This window comes from Levilactobacillus fuyuanensis (assembly GCF_003946395.1).
Lineage (GTDB): Bacteria > Bacillota > Bacilli > Lactobacillales > Lactobacillaceae > Levilactobacillus > Levilactobacillus fuyuanensis.
In genome coordinates this window covers 45,643-68,573 of the sequence record NZ_RHNZ01000009.1, presented here as the reverse complement: position 1 = coordinate 68,573, position 22,931 = coordinate 45,643, and the positions used below count along the sequence as shown (strand labels likewise).

At 48.6% G+C, this 22,931-nt stretch carries 23 protein-coding genes and 2 other annotated features; of the genes, 6 read left to right on the top strand and 17 right to left on the bottom strand.

The features are described from left to right. Window positions 1-169: 169 nt before the first annotated feature. The 3 genes from EKM73_RS06530 to EKM73_RS06520 are packed head-to-tail and all read left to right on the top strand — an operon-like array spanning window position 170 to window position 1,581. On the top strand, window positions 170-700 hold the full coding sequence (locus tag EKM73_RS06530) for a helix-turn-helix domain-containing protein (RefSeq protein WP_125701168.1): 531 nt from the start codon (window positions 170-172) through the stop codon (window positions 698-700). After that, window positions 700-1,119: an IS3 family transposase gene (locus EKM73_RS13040; protein ID WP_382386867.1), complete on the top strand. Its 420-nt coding sequence runs from the start codon at window positions 700-702 to the stop codon at window positions 1,117-1,119. The genes EKM73_RS06530 and EKM73_RS13040 overlap by 1 nt, the downstream gene beginning before the upstream one ends. A 6-nt stretch (window positions 1,120-1,125) precedes the next feature. Next, entirely contained in the window at window positions 1,126-1,581 is a 456-nt protein-coding gene (locus EKM73_RS06520) for a DDE-type integrase/transposase/recombinase (protein ID WP_125701166.1), read from the top strand. 108 nt (window positions 1,582-1,689) lie between these two features. Here the strand turns inward: EKM73_RS06520 and EKM73_RS06515 are convergent, their stop codons facing one another. The 15 genes from EKM73_RS06515 to ezrA form a co-directional block, all read right to left on the bottom strand. Next, the gene (locus EKM73_RS06515; RefSeq protein ID WP_125701165.1) at window positions 1,690-2,544 is read right to left on the bottom strand and encodes an amino acid ABC transporter substrate-binding protein; all 855 of its coding nucleotides are present in this window, start codon (window positions 2,542-2,544) and stop codon (window positions 1,690-1,692) included. A 16-nt stretch (window positions 2,545-2,560) separates the two neighbouring features. After that, entirely contained in the window at window positions 2,561-3,196 is a 636-nt protein-coding gene (locus tag EKM73_RS06510; RefSeq protein WP_125701164.1) for an amino acid ABC transporter ATP-binding protein, read from the bottom strand. 18 nt (window positions 3,197-3,214) lie between these two features. Beyond that, window positions 3,215-3,856, bottom strand: a complete 642-nt coding sequence (locus tag EKM73_RS06505; RefSeq protein WP_125701163.1) for an amino acid ABC transporter permease — start codon at window positions 3,854-3,856, stop codon at window positions 3,215-3,217. Window positions 3,857-4,029: 173 nt separating this feature from the next. Then, window positions 4,030-4,257, bottom strand: a binding site (T-box leader). Window positions 4,258-4,866: 609 nt separating this feature from the next. Beyond that, entirely contained in the window at window positions 4,867-5,673 is an 807-nt protein-coding gene (minD, locus tag EKM73_RS06500; protein ID WP_125701162.1) for a septum site-determining protein MinD, read from the bottom strand. Window position 5,674: 1 nt separating this feature from the next. Further along, window positions 5,675-6,346, bottom strand: a complete 672-nt coding sequence (locus tag EKM73_RS06495) for a septum site-determining protein MinC (protein WP_125701161.1) — start codon at window positions 6,344-6,346, stop codon at window positions 5,675-5,677. Window positions 6,347-6,364: 18 nt separating this feature from the next. Beyond that, window positions 6,365-6,886: a rod shape-determining protein MreD gene (mreD, locus tag EKM73_RS06490; RefSeq protein ID WP_125701160.1), complete on the bottom strand. Its 522-nt coding sequence runs from the start codon at window positions 6,884-6,886 to the stop codon at window positions 6,365-6,367. Window positions 6,887-6,898: 12 nt separating this feature from the next. Then, a complete protein-coding gene (gene mreC, locus EKM73_RS06485; protein ID WP_125701159.1) occupies window positions 6,899-7,750 on the bottom strand; it encodes a rod shape-determining protein MreC in 852 nt (283 codons plus the stop codon). 84 nt (window positions 7,751-7,834) lie between these two features. Continuing rightward, complete coding sequence (locus EKM73_RS06480; protein WP_125701158.1) at window positions 7,835-8,839, bottom strand: rod shape-determining protein; 1,005 nt, start codon at window positions 8,837-8,839, stop codon at window positions 7,835-7,837. 153 nt (window positions 8,840-8,992) lie between these two features. Continuing rightward, window positions 8,993-9,658: a JAB domain-containing protein gene (locus tag EKM73_RS06475; protein ID WP_125701157.1), complete on the bottom strand. Its 666-nt coding sequence runs from the start codon at window positions 9,656-9,658 to the stop codon at window positions 8,993-8,995. A 43-nt stretch (window positions 9,659-9,701) separates the two neighbouring features. Next, window positions 9,702-11,021: a bifunctional folylpolyglutamate synthase/dihydrofolate synthase gene (locus EKM73_RS06470; RefSeq protein WP_125701156.1), complete on the bottom strand. Its 1,320-nt coding sequence runs from the start codon at window positions 11,019-11,021 to the stop codon at window positions 9,702-9,704. A gap of 484 nt (window positions 11,022-11,505) precedes the next feature. Next, the gene (locus EKM73_RS06460; protein ID WP_125701154.1) at window positions 11,506-14,172 is read right to left on the bottom strand and encodes a valine--tRNA ligase; all 2,667 of its coding nucleotides are present in this window, start codon (window positions 14,170-14,172) and stop codon (window positions 11,506-11,508) included. A gap of 125 nt (window positions 14,173-14,297) precedes the next feature. Continuing rightward, window positions 14,298-14,510: a binding site (T-box leader), on the bottom strand. 23 nt (window positions 14,511-14,533) lie between these two features. After that, window positions 14,534-15,043, bottom strand: coding sequence for a thiol peroxidase (locus tag EKM73_RS06455; RefSeq protein ID WP_020088375.1), 510 nt, complete (start codon window positions 15,041-15,043; stop codon window positions 14,534-14,536). 298 nt (window positions 15,044-15,341) lie between these two features. Beyond that, complete coding sequence (thiI, locus tag EKM73_RS06450; protein WP_125701152.1) at window positions 15,342-16,559, bottom strand: tRNA uracil 4-sulfurtransferase ThiI; 1,218 nt, start codon at window positions 16,557-16,559, stop codon at window positions 15,342-15,344. A gap of 20 nt (window positions 16,560-16,579) precedes the next feature. Continuing rightward, entirely contained in the window at window positions 16,580-17,725 is a 1,146-nt protein-coding gene (locus EKM73_RS06445; RefSeq protein WP_125701151.1) for a cysteine desulfurase family protein, read from the bottom strand. Between the two features lie 450 nt (window positions 17,726-18,175). After that, window positions 18,176-19,909, bottom strand: coding sequence for a septation ring formation regulator EzrA (ezrA, locus tag EKM73_RS06440; RefSeq protein WP_125701150.1), 1,734 nt, complete (start codon window positions 19,907-19,909; stop codon window positions 18,176-18,178). A 187-nt stretch (window positions 19,910-20,096) separates the two neighbouring features. Here ezrA and EKM73_RS06435 point away from each other — a divergent pair, with 187 nt between their 5' ends. Together EKM73_RS06435 and rpsD are read left to right on the top strand one after the other, a co-directional pair. After that, on the top strand, window positions 20,097-20,567 hold the full coding sequence (locus EKM73_RS06435; RefSeq protein WP_125701149.1) for a GAF domain-containing protein: 471 nt from the start codon (window positions 20,097-20,099) through the stop codon (window positions 20,565-20,567). A 198-nt stretch (window positions 20,568-20,765) separates the two neighbouring features. Next, window positions 20,766-21,371 (top strand): 30S ribosomal protein S4, encoded by a 606-nt coding sequence (gene rpsD / locus EKM73_RS06430; protein ID WP_020088380.1) that lies wholly within the window; start codon window positions 20,766-20,768, stop codon window positions 21,369-21,371. A 413-nt stretch (window positions 21,372-21,784) separates the two neighbouring features. Here rpsD and EKM73_RS06425 read toward each other — a convergent pair whose 3' ends face one another. Both EKM73_RS06425 and EKM73_RS06420 read right to left on the bottom strand, forming a co-directional pair. After that, window positions 21,785-22,276 carry a DUF2335 domain-containing protein gene (locus tag EKM73_RS06425; protein ID WP_125701148.1) on the bottom strand — a complete coding sequence of 164 codons (492 nt, stop codon included), beginning with the start codon at window positions 22,274-22,276 and terminating at the stop codon, window positions 21,785-21,787. After that, the gene (locus tag EKM73_RS06420) at window positions 22,233-22,481 is read right to left on the bottom strand and encodes a hypothetical protein (RefSeq protein WP_125701147.1); all 249 of its coding nucleotides are present in this window, start codon (window positions 22,479-22,481) and stop codon (window positions 22,233-22,235) included. Before EKM73_RS06420 ends, EKM73_RS06425 begins: the two co-directional genes overlap by 44 nt. A 197-nt stretch (window positions 22,482-22,678) precedes the next feature. Here EKM73_RS06420 and EKM73_RS06415 point away from each other — a divergent pair, with 197 nt between their 5' ends. Next, on the top strand, window positions 22,679-22,879 hold the full coding sequence (locus EKM73_RS06415) for a hypothetical protein (RefSeq protein WP_125701146.1): 201 nt from the start codon (window positions 22,679-22,681) through the stop codon (window positions 22,877-22,879). Window positions 22,880-22,931: the final 52 nt, after the last annotated feature.

The following is a 22,931-nucleotide window of genomic DNA, read 5'->3' as shown; positions in this document are numbered from 1 at the left end:
TCCCCAATAGTCGTGTGAATATTACCAATTATCTACCGCTTATCTTTTAGACACCCCCCACTCATCCTCTCATACTCAGATCTTATTCACAAAAAAACTCGCGGCCAGAACAACCACGTGAAGTGAACCCCCAAGGTTGGACAGAAAGTCCAACCTTGGGGGTTTTACTATGGTTAAGTTTGATTTAGATTTTAGAATTAAGGTCGTCACTGAATATTTGAGCGGAGTTGGATCAACCTCATTGGCCAGAAAATATGGTATCAGCAAGGAGGAAACTATCCTTCTTTGGGTTAGTCGCTTCCGGAAATATGGTATAACTGGATTGAAGCTGAAGGATCAGAAGCCAGAATATTCTAGTCAGTTCAAGGTTGATGTATTAAACTGGAGAAAACAACATCAGGCCTCGCTTCCGGTAACGGCTCTGCACTTCAATCTATCTTCGCCAAGCACCATTTGGCAATGGGAGAAGCGCTTTGAGGAGCAAGGAATCGCTGGCCTTGAACGGAAGCGAGGAAAGCCTAAAATCATGGCTAAACATAAGCAAACGAAGCCTTCAAAGAGTCGCAATAACTCCAGTACCGCCGATGAATTGAAGCAATTAAAACAAGAAAACTTGATGTTAAAGATTGAGAATGAATACCTAAAAAAACTCGATGCCTTAGCTCAGAAGAAGTCAGCAGACAAGAAATCTCGCAAATAGTGACCGAGTTAAGGCAGGTCTTTCAAGTGCCCATCAAGCTCCTACTCAAGGTCGTCAAAGTACCAAGAAGTACGTATTATTATGCACGATCGCATCGTCAGCATGAAAACCTAGATGATTCTCCAATCATTCAGGCAATTGATGAGATTCGGCAGGAGGATTCTAAGTACACCAAAAAGTATGGTTATCGGCGACTAACTAAAGCCTTACAGGAACATGGATTCACAGTGAATCATAAGCGCGTCTTACGCTTAATGCATGAGCATGATTGGCTTTGTTTAGCGTACAATCGGCAAAAACGTAAATACAATTCATACAAAGGAACCGTTGGTAAAATTGCGCCTAATCGATTAAATCGACGATTCAAAACGGACCGACCTTATCAAAAACTCGTTACAGATGTTAGTGAATTTCGATAGGGTGGTATGAGCCAAAGCGAACGGGTCTATTTAGAACCAGTTATTGACCTCTTCTCAGGCGAAGTGTTAGCTTTCAACATCAGTGACCATCCGACAGTAGAATTCGCCTTAAAATCGCTTAGAGAAGCGTTAGAAGGACTGCCAAAGTTAAGCTATCGAACAACGGTTCACACGGATCAGGGATTCCAGTATCAACATAAATTCTGGCGAGAAACACTCAAAGAACATCGCGTATTTCAAAGCATGTCACGCAAAGCAACTTGCCTAGATAATGCGGCAATTGAATCGTTCTTCCACATCATGAAGGTTGAAGTCATGGATGAACATTTTGAGAATGAGGAAGATCTGGTTCAAGCCATGACTGAGTGGATTAACTTCTACAACAAGCGTCGAATCAAAACAAAACTGGATGGCAAGTCCCCGGAAAAATACCGGGAACTCGCCATCCAGCAAGCAGCATAAATTATGTGTCCAACTTTATGGGTTCACTTCAACGAGTCTATATTGCAAATTGCTTCTTCTACCATCTCAGAAAATCATTAGCCATTAACTACCGCAGGCGAACACAACCTATTTAGTCTTTAACAGTGGCGTATCCACGTTACTGCCGAACCACTTCTGGTTGATCTGTTTCAGTTGCCCATCGGCAGCCAGCTTCTTCAGACCAGCATTGATCTTTCGACGCATCGTGACGTCGCCCTTGCGCATCCCAACCGCGAACTTTTCCTTTGGGAAGCTCCCAACCGTCACCCGGTAATCCTCAGGGTGTGCTTGGTGTTTGATGTAGTAGTTGGCGTAAGTACTGTCGATCAGTAATCCCTTGATCCGGCCAACGTTTAGATCAATGAAGGCGTTGGTGAAGGAATCATAGGTAACTGCATCGTGATTCTTAATACGGTTCTTTAAGAGTTTCGGATAGGTATCGATATCGTTGGCTCCGGACGAACCGGTCTGTGCCCCTAGAACTTTACCCGTCATATCTTTATAAGACCTAATGTGATTCTTCTTGAGCGAGACCAGTACCTGGTCGTTGTTCAGGTACGTGTCGGAGAAGGCGACCTGCTTGGATCGTTGCGGTGTGATGGAAAAGCCATTCCAGATCAGGTCAATCGTTCCGTTGTGGAGCTCCGTAACGTTCATGTTCCAGTCGATGGATTGGAAGTCGACCTTGATACCGTACTGCTTGAAGACGGCACGGGCCAAGTCGATGTCGTAACCGACCAGCTTCCCACTCTTCTGCCGGAAACCCATGGGCACAAAGCTGTCGTCCAGTCCAATGACGACCTTCTTTTTCTTCCGAATGCTCGACCAAGTATCCTGGGTGTTGGCCCGCTTAGTGACGTTGGTTCCACAACCAGCTAGCGTTGCCGTCAGCCCAATCAGCAGAAAGGCCAGCGCGAAAAATCGGATTTTTTTAAATTTCATTGCGTGGCGCCTCCCTCTACTCTTTTGGTTCGACCCGTAACATTTGATCGGCAATCGATTCTGCAAACGGAATATCATGAGTCACGACAATTTGAGTCATGCCCTCTCGTTTTAACTTCAAAATAATTTCTTCAACTTCGCGACGCAAGTCTGGATCCAACGCCGACGTTGGTTCGTCGTAGCAGAGTAACTTAGGGTGCATCGCCAGTGCCCGCACGATGGCGACTCGTTGCTTCTGGCCCCCGGAGAGCTCGTAGGGGTACAGATCAGCCTTGCCCCCAAGGTTCAATCGTTCCAATAAGGCCCGGGCTTCCTTCTCAGCATCGGCAGCGGACTTCTTCAAGACCATCGTTGGTGCTAACACCACGTTTTGTAAGACAGTGAGGTTGGGGAACAACTGGAAGTCCTGGAAGACGACCCCGATAACGGCATCGTTATCCCGATTCGTTGCGGGATCAAAGGCCTGGCCGTCCAATAAGAATTGCCCACCATCGACCATTTCCAGACCACTGATACAACGCAGTAACGTCGTCTTGCCGGCCCCGGAAGGTCCGACAATGGTTAAGATTTGACCATCGTTTACAGTTAAATCGACTTGATCCAAGATGGTTTTGCCATCAAATTTTTTGGTAATCCCTTTAAGTTCTAACATGATTAAACCACCCTTTCTCTAACGCCAGTAACTGTAGTGCTTTTCCAACCGCTTCAGGACCAACGTGCAGACGGCCGTCAACAGTAAGTAAATCACGCCGACCAGTAACATTGGCACCAACGTGACGTCCCGCGCCATAGCGACGTTCCCGGCACGTAACAGATCACCTAACCCGATGACGTAGACCAATGAAGAATCCTTGACCAGGTTGATAACTTCGTTTCCGATTGACGGTAAAACAATCTTGACAACTTGTGGAATCACAATCTTGCGTAACGTTTGCCAGTTGGTTAACCGCAACACCCGAGCACTTTCGTATTGTCCCACGGGAATTGCTTGCAGGCCGCCTCGGAAGATTTCAGCGAAGTAGGCCGTGTAGTTCAGGATGAAGGCGAAGAGCGCTGCGTCATACCGGTTGAACACAATCCCAGCGATTGGTAACCCATAAAATACGAAAATTAATTGCAATAACAGTGGGGTCCCTCGCATCAGCCAAACGTAGATGTTGATCACCCACGTCAATGGCTTGAAGCGGGTAATCATGCCCAACCCGACTAAAATCCCGAGTGGGACAGAAATAATTAAGGTCCAAAAGAATATGGACAACGTCATTCCGGTACCGGAAATCAGTGATGGTAAAATCTGGCTAACATAGTGCATAACAATTATCCTCCTTCTTCAACGCAAAAACGCCCTCCTGAGATTTCTCTCAAGAGGGCGTTGATCACGCGGTGCCACCTCATGTACTCGACGGGCTCACGCCACGCCGACTTACGGAGTTCCTCGCAATATCCCGTGAAAATAAAAACGCCCTCTTAGACCCTAATTGGGCCTAAGAGGACGATCACATCGTGGTTCCACCTCTAGTTTGCTAAGCCATCGCTGACTTAACCTCGGTGAGTTGCAAGCAACTCCAGCTATAACGGGCTATCCCGGATCATCCTACTAGATTCAGACGACCAACTCACAGATGTGTTTCGGACGGACAAGGTCACCCATTTTCATCGACTGGGCTTTCTGTAGGCACTTGCTGGTCTTACTCTTCTGTTCGACGTTTTTCGTTTCATTACCGATATACTACTTTTAATTTTCATAAACGTCAAGCCCTATTTTGAAATTTCCTGAAAATCGAATGGTTTACGTTGGTGAAAACTGTTGCCTGCGGCTGTCAGAGATTTCGCCTGCCATGGGGACCATCTACAGCCATAGAACGGGCTTTCGGCTCGGTTTGAAGCCTCGCAAAGTTCACGATACAACGATCTCTTCTAGCAGTAAGCAACGTCAGAATTCAAATTGTCCACTGCATTGCATGGCAGTCATTAATGACATTTTTGCAGAATCTATCAGCTAAGTTTGAACCAATATTAATTCGGAGAACAGTCAAAGCTGGAGGAGGCCAGAGATGGCGCCAGCCGTGGGCGTCCTGTTGGGACGGATGGGCTTCCCGACCCTACAGGACTGGACGCTTTGAAGACACGATTTCTGTGGCTTCGAGGCGAGGTTCAAGACCGACTCCCAGGCTTGAACCGGTCTCCACAGCGGCAGAATCTCTGGCAGCCGCAGGCGACCGTTCACAACCAATCAAAATGGTAAAACAAAAAAAGAAGCCCTCAACGACCACTGTCGCCAAAGACTCCCCGTTCATTTCATAATTTTAATTCGGACGGTGCTTAACCGCGATGGAACCAGCTGCTGACCTTATGCCAGAAGCCGTCTTCCTCTTGTGGTTCAAGCTTCATTAGCGGCACCGTTTGGCCCTCTAAACGCCGCGCCACGTTACGGTAACCCTGTGACGCTTGGTTTTCCGTCTGCATGACGATGGGTTCACCCTGGTTAGACGTGGAAATAACCGCGTCGTCATCCACGATGATTCCCAGCAATTCGATACCCAAGTGATGGGTGATCTCATCGATATCCATCATGGAACCGTCTTGCATCATGTTCAACCGAATCCGGTTGATCAGTAAGCGTGGTGCTTCAGTCAACGGATGTTGTTCCAATAATCCAACGACCCGATCGGCATCCCGCACCGCAGAAATTTCCGGTGTAGTCACCACGATGGCGGCGTCGGCACCGGCTACGGCGTTCATGAAGCCCTGTTCGATCCCGGCTGGGCAATCGATCAGAACATAGTCGTATTCAGGCTTTAACTCATCAACAATCTCTTTGACCTGGTCGGGTTGCAGAGCCGTTTTGTCCGTATTCTGGGCGGCTGGTAACAGGTAAAGCTTGTCATCAAAACGCTTGTCCTTGACTAGCGCTTGGGGCAGCTTTGCCCGCCCTTCGGCAACGTCTACGATATCGTAGATGATTCGGTTATCCAGTCCCAGGACCACGTCCAAGTTCCGTAATCCAATGTCCAGGTCCATCAGGCACACGCGTTTACCCATCAAGGCTAACGCCGTCCCAATGTTGGCACTGGTCGTGGTTTTACCCACACCACCCTTACCAGAGGTGATCACAATTGCTTTTCCCATTCTAAATTCCTCCAATCCGGTTGTACAATTTCGGGTTGATCTTCTTTAATGCGCTGAGCTTACCGTACGACAACACATGGAGGTCGTTGACGTAAGCAATGGTTTGGCTAGAATCGGCCACTTGGTCTGGTTCGATAATGTCAAACTGTTCGGCAATTCTGACCTGTTGTGCGGTCACAAGATTCCCCATAATCAGTTTGGATTCATCGTCGGGATAACCCGCCTGCAAGATGCCGCTCACGTCCCCCATACAGAAGATGTTTCCGGTCGTCCGAAGCTTACCACCCTCGTGAATCGTTCCTAAGAATAGGACATCCCCTTGCATGGCAACCTCTTGGCCGTTACGAATCACCTTACTCAGAAGGTGGACGTTTTCTCGTTCACGAAGCTGTATAGCATCGTCAATGGTCATAACGTTGGCCGCAATCTTATGGATTTCAAAACGCGGGTAGTTGCCTACCAGTTGTTCGATCTGTGATTTTTCATCGGCGGTTAAGATCCGATCCTCTGTCAAGACATCCAATGAAACCTTAGGTGTCTCCATGGCGGTTGGATCCACGTTTAAGTTCTCCAATAATGACCGTAGATCGGCTAGGATTTGGTCTAAGCTCGCCGATTGTTTGAGCACCAAATCATAGCCGTTTTGCGTTCCCCGTAATACGGCAGCTTGCATAGCGTTCGTTCCCTTCACCTATTTTAACCAATTATACACCCATCGAATGGGGAAATATAAGATGACAAACATGGCCAAATTAAAGGCCAACGTTGGTCCCAAAGTATTCACCAAGAATGAGCTGCCAGACATCGACGTCATGTGGACGGCGCGACTGGCCACGAAGCTCAGAGCTTCGACGATGGTAATGTCAATAAAGTAGATCAGCAGTCCGCTCAAAAAGTTCGGACTGATATAGTTCACGAGTTGGCGGGTCAGGTAGACCACTAACGGGAAGACGAAGATGTATACGCCGAAAATCCCCGTGTAGTAGAGGTCGAAGACGGCCCCAATCACGGCGGCCCACTTTACTAGGGGCATCGCCATGTTCTCCTCAAATAACACACCACAGACCAGCCATAAAACCACCAGGTGGCTCACCATGACCGAGGGTGTATTAAACATTTGGCGACTGAAGACCTGGCTAACACTGCCATCAACAAATAATAGCAGAAACAGCCCAATTGGGAAGCCAAAACGCATTTTAGATAATCGATACACGCCTTAGCCCCCTTACTGTTTCGTAACCGCAACCGTCACAATGTTCAGGTCGCTCAAATCAGTTGCCGGCGTAATATACAGCTTCGTAGACAGCCCATAATCGGAACCGACCGATTTGGCCACTGTTCCAACGAATAAGCCCTTCGGCGTCACGCCACCAAGACCACTGGTCACGACCTTATCGCCTTTACTGATCTTAGACTTAGTCGTCAAGTTGTCCATGACGATTTGACCCGTCGCAGACTTGTAGCCACTCAGAACCCCGTTGACCGTCTTACCGGCCTTCGTCGTGATCGACACGGCGAACCGGTTCGCAGAGTCGTTGTTGTCGGTGATCAATTCAACCTTTGAATTGGTCTTGTTGACTTCAGCGACCCGACCAACCAAGCCGGACCCGGACATAACGGGCATGTTCTTGACCACACCGGCCGAAGAACCCTTGTTGATCACCACTTGGTTCTGCCATGATGATGGCGTCCGGGTGATGACAGCGGCACTGATGGCTGTATAATCCGTTAATGAATCGTTTAACTTAATCTGTTGCTTTAATTGCTTGTTTTCCTTAGCTAAGGTTTGGTCGCGGACCTTGGTCTGGGCGAGCTCACTAACCTGCTTCTTTAATTGCTGGTTTTCCTGATACGTGTTCAATAGTTCCGAAATGGCGCTCACCGAACCACTTAATCCATTCGCTGGCAATGCCACAACCCGGTCAGTTAACCCGACAATATCGTTCCCGAACTGCTGAATCAGCGGTGGCGTGGACTTCTTGTTACGAATAGTTACGGACACCGTCATCAAAGCAAAGCTAACAATCAAGCAGACAATGATGATCACTAGTCGCCGATTGAAAGAAAATTTCTGCATGTTTGACCTCCATCTTGTTCGCCAGTCACGGACTCGCCACTGGCGTCACAATAAAGAAGCGGGAAGCTGCCTTCCCGCTAGTCCCTATTTTTTCTTCATGACATCGATACTCTTTAATGATTCACCGGTACCAGCTGCCACACAATCCAGAGGATCGTTGGCGATAGACACTGGAACTTTGGTTGCTTCTGCGATGACTTCTGACAGGTTCTTCAGTAAGGCACCCCCACCAGTCAACACGATACCGTGATCAATCACATCAGCAGCAATTTCTGGTGACGTTTCTTCCAAGGTTTCCTTGATCGCGGTGATCACGTCTTGAACGGGTTCTTGAATAGCCTTAGCTACGTCAACAGCGGAAACTTCCACTGCCTTAGGTAACCCGGATACCAAGTCACGTCCACGAATCGTAGCGCCTTCGATCTTGTCAGCGTCTTCGATTGAAGCTGAACCAATGTCCATCTTCAACTTTTCAGCAGTTCGTTCACCAATCAACAGGTTGAAGTTTGACCGCACATAAGTCGCAATCGCATCATCCAACTTGTCACCAGCTACTCGAATGGAACGACTGGAAACGATACCCCCAAGGGAAATCGTTGCCACGTCGGTTGTCCCACCACCCATGTCAACAACCATACTACCGGTTGGATCCATGACGGGTAACCCGGCACCAATGGCCGCAGCAAATGGTTCTTCGATGACGTAAGCGTCACGAGCACCTGCAACACGGGTCGCGTCAATAACCGCCCGCTTTTCAACTTCCGTTACACCGCTTGGCACACAAACCATAACGTAGGGCTTGCCGCTAGACTTACCGACCGTCTTTTCGATGAAGTACTTCATCATGGCAACAGTCGTATCATAATCCGCGATAACCCCGTCTTTCATGGGCCGAATGGCAACGATACTAGCCGGCGTACGGCCGATCATTGCGCGAGCGTCTTCACCAACGGACACAATTTCCCCACTCTTTGTGTTCTTGGCGACAACAGAAGGTTCGCGTAGAACGATTCCTTTACCGTCAACATACACAATTGTATTGGCAGTACCAAGATCGATTCCAATATTTTTCGTTCCTAATCCGAACACTGTGTTTCATCCCTTCATTGTCAACAAAACATTTATAGTTTTTTTGTCTTATTCATTGATAGACGTATTATAACATACCTATCTACGTGAGAACACGTCGTCAATGTCAAGAATACCGAACTTTTAACGAGAAAGAAATAGGTAAAACCGATTTTAATCAGATTTTAAACCTTCTGACTTATTTGTCTTCTGAATTAGTGGTAAAATCCCAGCCTCACGCAGACTGAAGTAGGTCCGCAGACCAATCACAAAGCCGTCGAGCACCGGAATTCCCATCAATTGACCGCACTCGGCCAACCGGCGCATGAATGTCAAATCATTCGGTGAGGGATCAGCTAGACCACTGGGATGGTTATGCGCCACGACAATGGCTGCCGCACCAGTTAGGATGGCCAGGCGAAAAATCTCACGGGGATGAACCGGGCAATTGTCCAGCGTTCCTACAAATACGGTCTGTCGGTCAATCACCTGATGCTTGGTATCCAACGCCAAGACCTCCAAGCATTCCTGCGGGGCATAGCGTAAATCATCCATCAAACTCTCACCAATCTGACTACTCGCCACGACCTCACCGTAGATCTGCCGCGGTGCCCGTTGCGCCCAACGGCCCAGGTCGATTGCCGTTAGCAATGCTCGCCGTTCTCGCCTGCCCCGCACGTAGCGGTCACACTGTTGCTGGCTGGCATACCGTAGATTGGCCACGCTGTGAAAATACTGGAAGAACCGGTCACATTCGCTCGCGGCCGACAGTCCCAGCCCGCGAAGGACCCGACCGACCAGCTGTCGTTCATTGGCACTACTAATTCTCTCTCGTCGCATATTCTCAGCTCCCTTACAGACTAACTCCGTAAAAAAAGCTGATTTATTTTTCTGAATCCGTAAAATATTGCCGAACTTCTGAAATAAAGTAGAGCGACCCGGTCAACAGAATTAGACTGTCCCCGGAAATGTTACCCAGTGCCGTTTTGAGCGCACTCGGCCAGTTGTCCGCTATCGTCACGCGCTTGGAAGAGGCCACCGCCTCCTCCAGAGCTTGTGGCGTCGCGGCCGCCCGTTTACCGGGGCCCTGAAATTGGGTCACGATAATGTGGACGTTACGCACGTGCAGTAGCGTCTTCACCATCTGGTCATACTGCTTATCCGCCAACACCGCCAGAATAATCGTAATATCCTGTTGGGCAAAGTGTTGCCGCAACAGCTGCGCCATTTCCACCATGGCGGGCTCATTATGGGCCCCATCAATGGCAATCAAGGGTTCATCATTCAAACGTTCAAAACGCCCAGGCCACGCCGTATGCTTCAAGCCTTCGCGAATCTCCGCAATATCGAGCGGCAAATGCCGGACCTGATGATACGTGATGAAGGCCGTGAGTGCGGTGGCCGCATTGTCAATTTGATACTGTCCCAACAGGTCAATCTCCAAATGCCGCCAGCGATGATCTCCCCAGGTGTAGGCGAACCGTTCGCCCCAACCAGACTCGGGTTGATTTTTCACCGTAAAATCGCGACCTAATGCACGAACGTCGGTCTGCTTCTCACTAGCAGTCTGGTCCATGACGGCCAGTGCATCCGCCGTCAAGCGTCCACAAACTACCGGCACGCCAGACTTAATGATGCCGGCCTTCTGCGTGGCAATCTTAGGAATCGTATCCCCTAAAATCTTCATGTGATCCATGCCAATCGTCGTGATGACCGAGACAGCCGGCGTGATAATATTGGTCGAATCATATAGACCACCGAGGCCAACCTCGACCACGACAATATCCACTGGATGGCTGGCGAAGTAGCAGAACATCAAGGCCGTATCGATTTCAAATTCAGTCGGTCCCTCTTCGGCGAGCTCCTCGTCCAGCCGGGCCACCACGGGTTGAATCCGATTAACCATAGCCACCAGATCCGTGTCACTGATGGGCTGACCATCCGTACTGATCCGCTCATTGAACCGGGTAATGAATGGCGAGGTAAAGGTCCCCACCGTCTGGCCCTCGGCCATGAACATGTCCCGTAAAAAGGCCACTGTGGACCCTTTGCCGTTGGTACCGGCAACGTGAATCATACTTAACTTTTCCTGCGGGTCACCCAGAATGTGCATAAACTGCCGCATCCGGTCCAGTGTCGGCTTCTTCTTGAAGCGGTCCCGACCGTGAATGAACTGCAGGGCTTCAGCATACGTTTCTACCAAAATGAAAACCTCCCGCTTGCGTCACTGTTTCTTAGTGTAGCAGATTTCCCCAGAGTGTGGAAGCAGGCGTCTAGCCGGCGAGCATTAACGCTATCAGGTGGAAAATCCCGGGCCTGGATTTTGTACCTGATGGGGTTAAGCGCAACTGGCTGCCTGCTGGAACACGTTTCGGCTATGTTGTCGATAATACAAGTCATTGTGGCCCCGTTATCTTCACCTACAATGGCGTCACAACAAAGCTATCACTTGCCAGCAAAGATTATCATCCTACTTACAAATAAACCGCAACTATTAGTTCAATCAACTCATAGCCTTAGATAAGCGCCCCAAGGCATTAAGAAACGTTAAACATCTCGCAAACACTGACACCAATTCCAGCATTTTTACATTAGTAATCAGTGTAGGCCTATTCTGTAACGCTGACCGCAAAAAAGTCACCACTCCCACACAGGAATGATGACTTCAGTAAAATCAGATGATTGTCTTACAGTTGAGCCTTAATATCAGCTAAACGTTGTTGCGTTGCTTCCAGCTTCTTTTGGTTATCCGTTTGCTTGTCGCGTTCGGCATTAACCACGTCTTCTGGTGCGTTGGCAACGAAGCGTTCGTTGCCTAACTTCTTGGTCGCGCGTTGCACTTCGGCCGTGAACTTGGCAACTTCCTTGTCCAAGCGAGCGGCTTCATCGTTCAGGTCGACCAATTCGGCCAGTGGTACGGAAACTTCGGCACCGGTGATAACGGACGTCATGGCCAGCTTAGGTGCGGTCAAGTCAGCACCAATTTCAAAGTCCTTTGGATGAACGAACCGGTCGATAAAGTCGCGGTTGTTTTCAAAGACGCTTTGTAACTTGGCATCGCTAGTCTTGATCTGCAGGTCGATTGGCGTGGACATTGGGGCATTGGCTTCGGCGCGAATGTTCCGGACAGCCTTGATCAGGTCGATCAGACTCGTCATGTCGCTTTCGGCTTCGGCATTGGTAAATTCTGGGTGATCTACTGGGTAAGCGGCAGTCACTAAGGACTTGCCATCATGTGGCATGGCTTGCCAGATGGCTTCGGTCACGAATGGCATGATTGGTTGGAGCAGACGCAAGGTTTGGTCTAAGACGTAGGCCAATAAGTCTTGCTTAGTCGCCTTGGCAGCTTCATCGTCGCCGGTCAGAACTTCCTTACTCATTTCAATATACCAGTCACAGAAGTCGTTCCAAATAAAGTTGTACAGGGAACGGCCGGCTTCACCGAATTCGAACTTGTCGAACATTTCGGTGACGTGGTTGACCGTGTCATTCAAACGACTCAGAATCCATTTGTCGGTCAGGTCCCACTTGTCGGCTGCGGGAACCACTGGCTTGGTGCTTTCACCCAAGTTCATGATCACGAACCGACTGGCGTTCCAGATCTTGTTGATGAAGTTCCAAGCGGAATCCATCTTGTCGTAACTGAACCGCACATCTTGGCCCGCCGTTGAACCGGTGGATAAGAACCAACGCAAGGCATCGGCACCGTACTTGTCGATGACGTCCATTGGATCGATCCCGTTACCCAGAGACTTACTCATCTTGCGACCGTCTTCGGCCCGAATCAACCCGTGTAAGAGTACGTGTTTGAACGGCCGCTTACCGGTAAATTCAAGACTTTGGAAAATCATCCGGGAAACCCAGAAAAAGATGATGTCATAGCCGGTAACCAAGGTGTCGGTTGGGAAGTAACGCTTGAGGTCGGCGCTATCTTCGTTAGGCCAGCCCATCGTAGAGAATGGCCACAGGGCACTGGAGAACCAGGTGTCCAACACATCGGGATCTTGTTCCCAGTTTTCGATGTCCTTAGGGGCTTCTTCGTTAACGTAAACTTCGCCGGTCTTCTTGTTGTACCAGGCTGGAATCCGGTGACCCCACCAGAGTTGACGAGAAATAACCCAGTCATGGACGTTTTCCATCCATTGCGTGAAGGTATTTTCGAAACGTTCTGGCACGAAGTCAACCGCGTTGTCGCCCTCTTGGTTCTTGATGGCTTCTTCAGCGAGTGGCTTCATCTTCACAAACCATTGGGTGGACAGCCGGGCTTCGACTTGAACCCCAGTCCGCTCTGAATGTCCAACGGAGTGGACGATTGGGTCAACCTTGATCAGCAACCCTTGGTCGTCCAAATCAGCAACCATGGCCTTCCGGGCGTCGAAACGGTCCATACCAGCGTACTTGCCGGCGCGGTCGTTCATCGAAGCGTCTTCGTTCATGGTGTTGATTCGTTCGAGGTTGTGGCGGTTCCCAACTAAGAAGTCGTTAGGGTCGTGGGCTGGCGTAATCTTAACCATCCCCGTCCCAAAGTTGATGTCAACGTATTGGTCGGCAATGATCGGAATTTCACGGTTGGCCAGTGGCAAGATAACCTTCTTGCCAACTAAGTCCTTGTACCGATCGTCATCTGGGTTAACGGCAACGGCCGTGTCTCCCATCATAGTTTCAGGCCGTGTCGTGGCAATTTCGATGTAGTGCTTGCCATTAAACGTGTCATCTGGGTTAGCAAATGGATATTTGACGTGGTAGAAGGCACCCTTGTCGTCCTTATGAATAACTTCGATGTCGGAGAGTGCGGTCCGGGCTTGCGGGTCCCAGTTGATGATGTATTCACCGCGGTAGATCAGGCCCTTCTTGTACAGAGCAACGAAGACCTTCTTAACGGCGTCGGATAAGCCATCATCTAAGGTAAAGCGTTCGCGGGAGTAGTCCATGGATAGCCCCATCTTGGCCCATTGCTTGTGGATGGTTGCGGCGTATTCGTCCTTCCATTCCCAAACCTTGTCGATGAACTTCTCACGACCGAGGTCGTAACGGGTAATACCTTGTTCACGCAGCCGGGCTTCAACCTTGGCCTGCGTGGCAATTCCGGCGTGATCCATCCCTGGAAGCCAGAGCGTATCAAACCCTTGCATCCGCTTTTGCCGGATGATCATGTCTTGTAAAGTGGTGTCCCAGGCGTGGCCTAAATGCAACTTCCCGGTAACGTTTGGTGGGGGTAAAACGATGGAATAAGGGGTGGCTTTCTTGTCACCACTAGGTTTAAAAACATCTTCGTCTAACCAAGTTTGGTACCGGCCGGCTTCAATGGCGGTCGGGTCATACTTGGTAGGCATGTCGGTTTGCTTGTCTGCCATATGAATCAATTCCTTTCTTTTCTCTTACTGGCTAACTGTCAATCACTTAACGTTCAGCTTCGTCTTTCACAACAACGACAACTAAGTTAACTGTCGGTGAACACAAAAAGACTCCTCATCCTAAAAATTAGGACGAAGAGTCTTCGCGGTACCACCTAAATTGGGCGTTTATGCCCCACTTAACTTCTTTGTTAACGGAGAGTGCTCCGGTCGGGCTTACTTTTGGTTCAGCCCAGCAGCTCACAAGCTACGTTCACGTCAGGTAATTCACCGGTTTCCAGCATTCCCGGCTCTCTGAGCAATTTCCTCGACGCTACTGACTTGTTCAACGCTACTTTTACATAGTCTACGCAATTTTGGCCTAAAGGTCAACACGTGGGACTAATTTTTCCAAAGCCTCAATGGCTTCCAGATAGTTCGGTTCGTCGGATTGTTCGGTGACGATTTGCCGGTAAACGATCTTACCCGCGTCATCGATAATCCAGATAGACCGGGCCAAGTTACCCAGGTTAGGAACGTACAGACCCATTTCGTACCCGAATGATAATTCTTCATCGGATAATAAGTCAACGTTTTCCACACCCTGAGCGGCACACCAGCCGGTCTGTTCAGCAATGGAATTGTTTGAGATCGTGCAGAACTTAGCTGCTGGATAATGGTCCGCCTGTTGGGTGAACTTCCGAGTTTGCAATGTGCAAACGGGCGTTTCAAGATCCGGGACAACACTGATCAAAGTTACTTTTCCAATCAAATTTGCCGTTTTAACTTTGACATTGTTCTGATCAAACACTTTAAACTTTGGTAACTGATCTCCAACCTCTGGCGGCGTGCCAGAGAGAGTCATTGTACTGCCGAGCCGTGTTACATCCACGCAGATCAACCCCTTCAAAATATACATCGGTACTATACCGATTGCTGGTTCAATTATCCCGCAACATAGGGGGTCATGACAAGCGTTTTGCTATAAAATCATGAAAAACTCACGTTTGGTCCCTCGGTTGGTCTAGAACAGCTCTACTTGTACCCTGGCTAAGTTGCGACAGCGCTTGCTGGACGGCCATTTACCTTCATCGTACCCTCTTAGCAACAATCTCACGACTACTGACCAACATAGACCACTAAAAAACGCCCCAAGCAATCTGCTCAGAGCGTTAAGTCTTAATTTGAGATTAAAGTAATTCTGCGAAAACGTCTTCGTTTTGATTCAGGTAGTTATCGCCTGGGCGAATTTCTGAGATGACAATGCCATCGAGAGCTTCCTTCATCAGGCCTTCAACGTCAATGTACCCTTCGTACTTCCGGGACTTTTCCAAGTCGGGATGCGTCTTAGGTGCTGGTGGCGTGAAGATGGTACAGCAGTCTTCGTATGGCAGAATGGAAAGATCGTAGGTGTCGATGTCCTCGGCAACCTTGATGATTTCCGTCTTGTCCATAGAGAGCAGTGGCCGCAGGATTGGCATGGAAGTCACATCGTTGATGGCCGCCATACTTTCCAACGTCTGTGAGGCCACTTGTCCCAGGGATTCACCGTTGAAGATTCCCTTGGCATGCCGCTTTTCAGCAATCGCCGCCGTCAGCCGCAACATTAAGCGCCGTTGAACCGTCATCAGGTAACCTTCGGGAACTTTTTCCTTGATGGTTTCCTGAATCTTGGCAAATGGCACCTGAATGAATTGAATCCCACCAGAATACCCAGCCAGCCGGGCCGTCAGTTCCTTGGCCTTAGCTAAAGCTTGTTCTGACGTGTATGGCGGACTGTAGAAGTGAACCATATCGATCTTTACCCCACGCCGCAAAGCGTAGTAGGACGCTACTGGCGAGTCGATTCCCCCAGAAAGCATCATAACGGCCTTACCACCGGTACCGACGGGTAACCCGCCGGCCCCTTGAATGGTTTCACCGGACAGGTAGACCCCGTTCATCCGGACTTCGACCCGCAGTTCCAGGTCGGGGTGCTTCATCTTAACGGTCAGTTCAGGAATGGCTTCCAGCAACGTACTCCCCATGATTTCGTTCATCTGGTAAGTGTCGTATTGAAATTCCTTGTCTTGCCGCCGAGTGTTGATCTTAAAGGTCATCCCTGGTTTGAAGACTTCTTTGACCATGGCGATGGCCGTCTGCTTGATCTCGTCGATGTCCTTAGCGACCTTGACCGAAGGCGAGAAATTTTCGATCCCAAAAACGCCCTTCAGTCGCTTCATAACGGCATCTGAGTCTGCCCCATTTAAGGTGACATGTAAGCGGTCGTGTTGTGCTTTGACTTCGATACCTTCAAAGGTGCCGAGTGCCTTACGCACGTTTTGGCCAAGCTGCTTGATGAAGTCTTTTTTATTCTTACCCTTCGTCGATAGCTCGCCGTAACGGACCATGATTTCGCTGTATTCCATTGCGCGACCCCTTTCGTAAATTAATTTAATTTTGCAAATTGTGTGTAGAGTTCGTCAAACACACGGTTGAATTCTGTGGCTTCCGCCATGGTGTTGTGTTCATCCAAGGAGATCCGTACGGCACTGGTTGCAATGCCGTCGTCGACCTTCATGGCTTGTAACGTACTGGATTCAACGTGCTTCTTGGAAGAGCAAGCACTGGTCGTTGAGATGTAAATATCGTGTTCCTCGAAGGCGTGAACGATGGTTTCCCCACGAACACCAGCAATCGCAAAACACAGAATGTGGGGTGCGAAGACGGGCAGGTCCTTGGAGAAAATCGTCACGTTCGGGAAGGTTTCCACGTGATGCAGAATGGCCAAACGAATGTCGCGTTGGCGCTTCACCTTGTCGGCTTCACCATCAAGCAACAACCGTAAGGCCTTAGCCATTGCGGCGATAGCGGGCAAGTTTTCAGTCCCGGAACGCAGGTTACGTTCCTGACCCCCACCAGCCATCAATGGGGCGATTGTCCGGCCTTGGCGTTTATACATGAACCCAATGCCCCGTGGTGCGTGGAACTTGTGGCCTGAGAAGGTCACGAAATCCACCCGGTCATTAAAAATCTTGTCGGCCAAGCCCTTACCGATTCCCTGAACGGCATCGATATGCCAGTGAATCCGGGGAAAGTCCCGCAAGACGTCGGCAATTTCATCGAGCGGTTGCACCGCACCAATTTCATTGTTGACGGCCATCGTGGACACCAGAATCGTGCTGGGTTTAATTGCGGCACGCAGGTCGGCTGCGGAGACCCGGCCGTTTTCATCAACGGGCAAATAGGTGACTTCAAAGCCATCTTGCTTCAATTGTTCCATGGAATTGTGAACGGCAGGATGTTCCACTTCGGTCGTAATCAAGTGGTTCCCGAATTCACGTTTGGCCATGGCCGTCCCCTTGATGGCCCAGTTATCGCCCTCGGTACCGCCGCTGGTGAAGAGGATCTCACTCAGCTTAGCACCAATCAGGTCGGCAATCTGCTGTCGAGACTGTTCCAACAAGTTAAACGCCTGTTCACCAAACTTGTGCAAACTTGAGGGATTACCCCAGTAATTCGCGCTTACCTTTGCATAAGTATCGACCACTTCGGGCGCTGCCTTGGTGGTCGCACTGTTATCAAAATAAATCATACTGAACCCTCTTATCCGTTTTCTATTGGTTCGACTCCGATAGAAATTCTTTCTCATTATAAACACAATCGTTCTTTCCCACAAGCCCCTTGCTTGGAAAACTAGTGAACGTTTGACCAAACGAAGGGTGAAAACTGTCGTCTGCGGCGGCCAGAGATTCTGCCGCTATGGGGAACGCCTGCAGCCAAAGTACGGGCTTCCGGCTCGGCTTGAAGCCTCGCTAGGATCTCGCGAGTCTCCAAACGCGTCCCGCGCTGTAAGCCCGGGGAAAACCAAGCGCCCGGACTAACACCGCCGTCACAGCCGGCGCCATCTCTGGCCGCCTCCGACTAGGCTAATTTTCATCCTTCGCTATTACCGTCAATCTTCCACCGAATTATCGCGTAGGCCATTAAAAAAAGCCACCATAACGGATTTACACCGTCACAATGGCTTTCTCAATTATTCAAATTACTTGGCGTCGTCCGTGTCGCGCTTGGGCTTTTCTTTACCTTTACTTTGGTAGTAAGCATCTTCCAAGCGTTTGTAGGAACCGGGTTCCACTTCGTCCAATACAGTGGCGATGGTTTCCAAAGCTTTAGCGTACTGGTGCTTATTCTCGAACAAATCGGCCGCTTCCTTGCTGGCAGTGGCGACATTCTCATGACTGGTCTGGTAGCGGTTGGCGTACTGTAACAACTGTTCCGCCAACTCGGAGCTATCGATCAGATCATCGGTCTTCTCTTGTAGCGTGTCCAAATCAGTCTGAATGATCAACAATTGCTTGGTGATCCGTTCCATGTCGATCTGGGGCTGATCCATATCCGTTGCTAGTTGGGCCACCTCGTCACGGACAACGAAGAAGTAGTCCAAATAAGTTTGAGGAATGCCCGGCAGATTTAAGTTCTCAACTTGCCGCCGCAAACTATGTAGATCAAAATCAAATTGTTGTAAAGTATCTCTAGCCTGCTTCTCTTCATCGGCAAGTCCAGCGACACTCTTCAGAATATCGGACTGTTGCTGTTCGATCTGTTCCAGGTCCTTTTGTTGCTGTTCTTGGTGAGCCAGCACTTGTGAGTACGTGGCCGTGTTACCGGTTAGGTCCTGCATATCGTGTTGATAAATACCATCGATGCCCCGCAACTGTTCGTTGAGTTCACGCGCCGTTTCAATTTCTTGGTGATCCAACGTATAGTTTTGACTCAGCCGGTCGAGTTCGGCCATCAGTGCGTGGCTTTGGTTCTGCGCGTGGGCAATAAACTTTGCGACACCATCCAGATTGGATTCAACCGGTGACTTGGCATCAATTTCCGTTTGCATCAAATCATAAATACTGTCGATTTGCGTGGCAATTCGGTCATTGACCACTTTGGCATCGTCAGGCCGCAAATCGCCTAGCGTATCGAGGTTGGCGCTGATGTGATCTTCGATAGTGCTAATCATCTCGGGAACGTTTTGATCACCAAAATGATAATTCTCAGCACTCAATTGTTGGTACCCACCCCGAAGTTCCTTGACTTGGTCGGGGAAGACGACGGTCAGATCCTTGTACAGAGGTGGGATAGCCTTGATTAGATCTTCCAATACTGCCGTGTCATCGTGTAATTGATTCAATACATCGGCAGCCCGTTGATGGTCCCCTTCCTGCGTTAACCGTGAGAAGGTGTCAAAGTTATCTTCCAATTGACTCAGTTGTTCCTCTAAGCCATCGATGCTGGGGCCAAAGGCGAAGTTCTTGGCCAACAATGTCTTCCGCAAGCCTTGATACTTCTGCTCCAATTCCTTCACAGCCGCCCGATGTTGCTTATCGACTTCTTGAAGATGGGTTAGCTGTTCTTGCACGGACTTGATCAATTCGTCGGTCTGGTCGACTAAGGTCGTGGCCTTGGTGAGGTTTTGTCGCAATTGAATCAGATTGACGCCTCGTGAGTCACTCAAGAGTTGGGCCAACTGATCATCGATTCGGGTAAATCGGTTCTCGGTAATTTCGGAAAAATCAGACTGCAAATTTTCGTAGTCCTCTAACGATTGTCCAGTTAGGCTCAATTGCCCCACCAACTTCAGCTCATCCTCTAGCGGAATAGCTTCCATCGCTTCCTTTTTCGTAGTTAGCGTCGCGACCTGTCGCCGAATCCGTTGCTGGTATACCAACAAGCCAATGTACGCGGCAATCGCAAGTATGACGATTCCTATTAGCACAATCATTATGACCCCATCCTTCATCAACATTTCAACGTTTAAACGAGTTGTAAAATAACTCGGTTCACTTTATAATTTAATCTAATCTTGATTATAGCATAAGTGACGCACTGGCTTCACTACGTTTTCATGATTCTCTTAACCTTTCTGACTATAATCAAATAATTAATATCAAAACAATGGAGGCCTTTTCATGAGTGACCGTATCAATCCTTTAATCACCGAACAACTTGACGCCCTCCTATATGAGGAAACGAACCTTGTGGCGAACCTCGCCAACGCATCTGCCCTACTCAAGCAAACCCTGACGGATGTTAACTGGGCCGGCTTCTACATGTACCAGCCTGAAACGGACGACCTAATTCTGGGCCCCTTTCAGGGTAACGTTGCCTGTGTCCACATCGAAAATGGTCATGGTGTCTGCGGCACTGGCTTAGCCACACAGGAAACCCAACTGGTCGCCGACGTCCACGAGTTTGCCGGCCATATTGCCTGTGACTCCGCCAGTAACGCCGAAATCGTGGTCCCCCTCACCCTGAGTGACGGAACCAAACTGGGCGTCATGGATATCGACTCCCCTACTAAGGGCCGTTTTACCCCTGAAGACCAAGAAGTATTGGAAGAATTCGCGCGCGTTTTGTTAAAACACATTGACAAAGCCTAGTGCTTCTAGTTATACTGGTGTTTGTGTAAAATAATGCAGCGATAAGTGGTAAGCTCGTCAACAGATTGTTGCCGTTCGATTGGTTCAGGAAGTAACCTGCGGCTGCATACGGTGAAACCTGCAAAGCAACCTGCACGAATACTAAACTTATATACAGCTTATTTTACTCCAAATAATATTTTATTGGAGGAACTATCTATGTCTCGTTACACTGGCCCAAGCTGGCGTATTTCCCGTCGTTTAGGGGTATCCCTTTCCGGCACTGGTAAAGAATTAAACCGTCGTCCTTACGCACCTGGTGATCATGGTCAAGGTCGTCGTCAAAAGTTATCTGAATACGGTACGCAATTGCGTGAAAAGCAAAAGCTCCGGTTCACTTACGGCATGACTGAACGTCAATTCTACAACTTGTTCAAGCGTGCCGGCAAGATCTCTGAAGGTACCCATGGTACTAACTTCATGATCTTACTCGAACGTCGTCTTGACAACATGGTTTACCGTTTAGGTTTGGCAACGACTCGTCGTCAAGCTCGTCAATTGGTTAACCATGGTCACATCACGGTTGATGGCAAGCGCGTTGACATCCCTTCATACGAAGTCGAAGTTGGCCAAGTTATCTCCGTTCGTGAAAAGTCTAAGGACATGGCTATCATCAAGGGCGCTGTTGAAGCCGTTGTTGGTCGTCCACAATACGTCCAATTCGACGCTGACAAGCTGGAAGGTTCCCTTACCCGCTTCCCTCAACGTGAAGAATTAGATGCAGAACTCGACGATTCTCTTATCGTTGAATACTACAACCGTTAAGATTAACTTCTTGATTGGTTTGAAGAAGTCTCGCCGGTTGGCGGGGCTTTTTTATTATGGATTTCATTTTTTAAATACTACCCGATTACCCCATGCGCTGTGGGAGATTTATAGGACAGCGTCAAGGATTATAGAAGTGCGTACCTTCTTTCTGTGGAAGGTGTTTTGTTCGCATGAAAATCACGCCTTCGCTATCAAACGGTGAAGTATGCTGCTTGACGGAATTCCTTTGCCATCCAAGCTCGCCAGTTTGCTGAGCGGTCAGTCGATTCCTGCCAGATTTTTCTATAAGAGTGATGCTAAGGATGAGTACTTTTAAGTTCTGGACATCCCCCTTTCCCCAGTATAAAAATATGCACCATACATTCTAGCTATTAATCACAACAAAGAATGCACGATGCATACAAAATTATTTAATTATCTTTATCACTTTTATCAGTTGAAATATCATCCTTGCCTGACAAAGCATTAACCTGATCGACGAGACTTCCTAAAAACACTAAGAATCCCCCTGCCCCAAATACTATCCCAATAATTCTGTGACTATGCATAATTAGGACAAATGAACCAACTAGCAGTAAAATTGTCACAAGAACTAAACTACCTAATGTAAACCATGCCAGACGTCCTCGGCGTGCCTGTCGCTTTGTTTCTAACTCGCGACGATGCTGGGACTCTTGAACGCCATTCTCAATAATCTCTTTTGCTGCCCCTGGATAAAGTTTTTCATATCCTTCAAGAATTGCTGGATGAGGTATAGGACCAGAATACATTTCCATTGTGGCAATGATTTTCTCTTGGTCCTCAGAAGGTAAGTTCTCCAGCTTATCAAGAATATCAGTTCTACTACCAACGTTATTTTTATCGCTTATCTTTGACTGCTTGTCTGGTAAGCTTTCTGTCATACTTGACTACCCCAAATTCTATGTCTTTACCAATCTTTTTCCAATCATTGGCAATCGCTTGCTGAGATGTCTGATTCTTTTGTGAACTTATGGTACGATTGGTAGATACTGAAAAACCTTTGGCGATTGATCTTATCACTTTTAACGTAACCAAGTTCGTTGCTTTAGTTAGGGTGGAAACACGAAACGAATTGAAATTTTGCATACATGATTTCTCCTTACAATTCCTAGTTTATTTGATTAAGATGTTATTAGCAAGTTAAGTATTTGATAAACAGCTAAAATATTATTCCCCATGTAAATAGCATTTGCATACATTTATTTAATAAGGTCATCATTGAAGCGCCCAACCATGCAGATCGGCGTTAAAAGCTGCAGAACCTACATATTGGAGGCTTCACCATGCCCATTCTGAATCTTGTCATGAGCCTATCATTGGTTTTAAACATTCTGCTTGGCTTGGCCGTCATCGCCTTGCTGGTCGTCTTTGTTCTGTGGCTTCGCGACCGTCATAGCAAGACGCCAAAGGTCACCACTAAAACCCTTGCCTATTACGCTGGCCTACTTGTGATTTTCGTTATTGCCAAATTAGTCATGCATTAGTCGCAAATGAATAAGCTCCGCATCCCCTACTTACTCGGGATGCGAAGCTTAT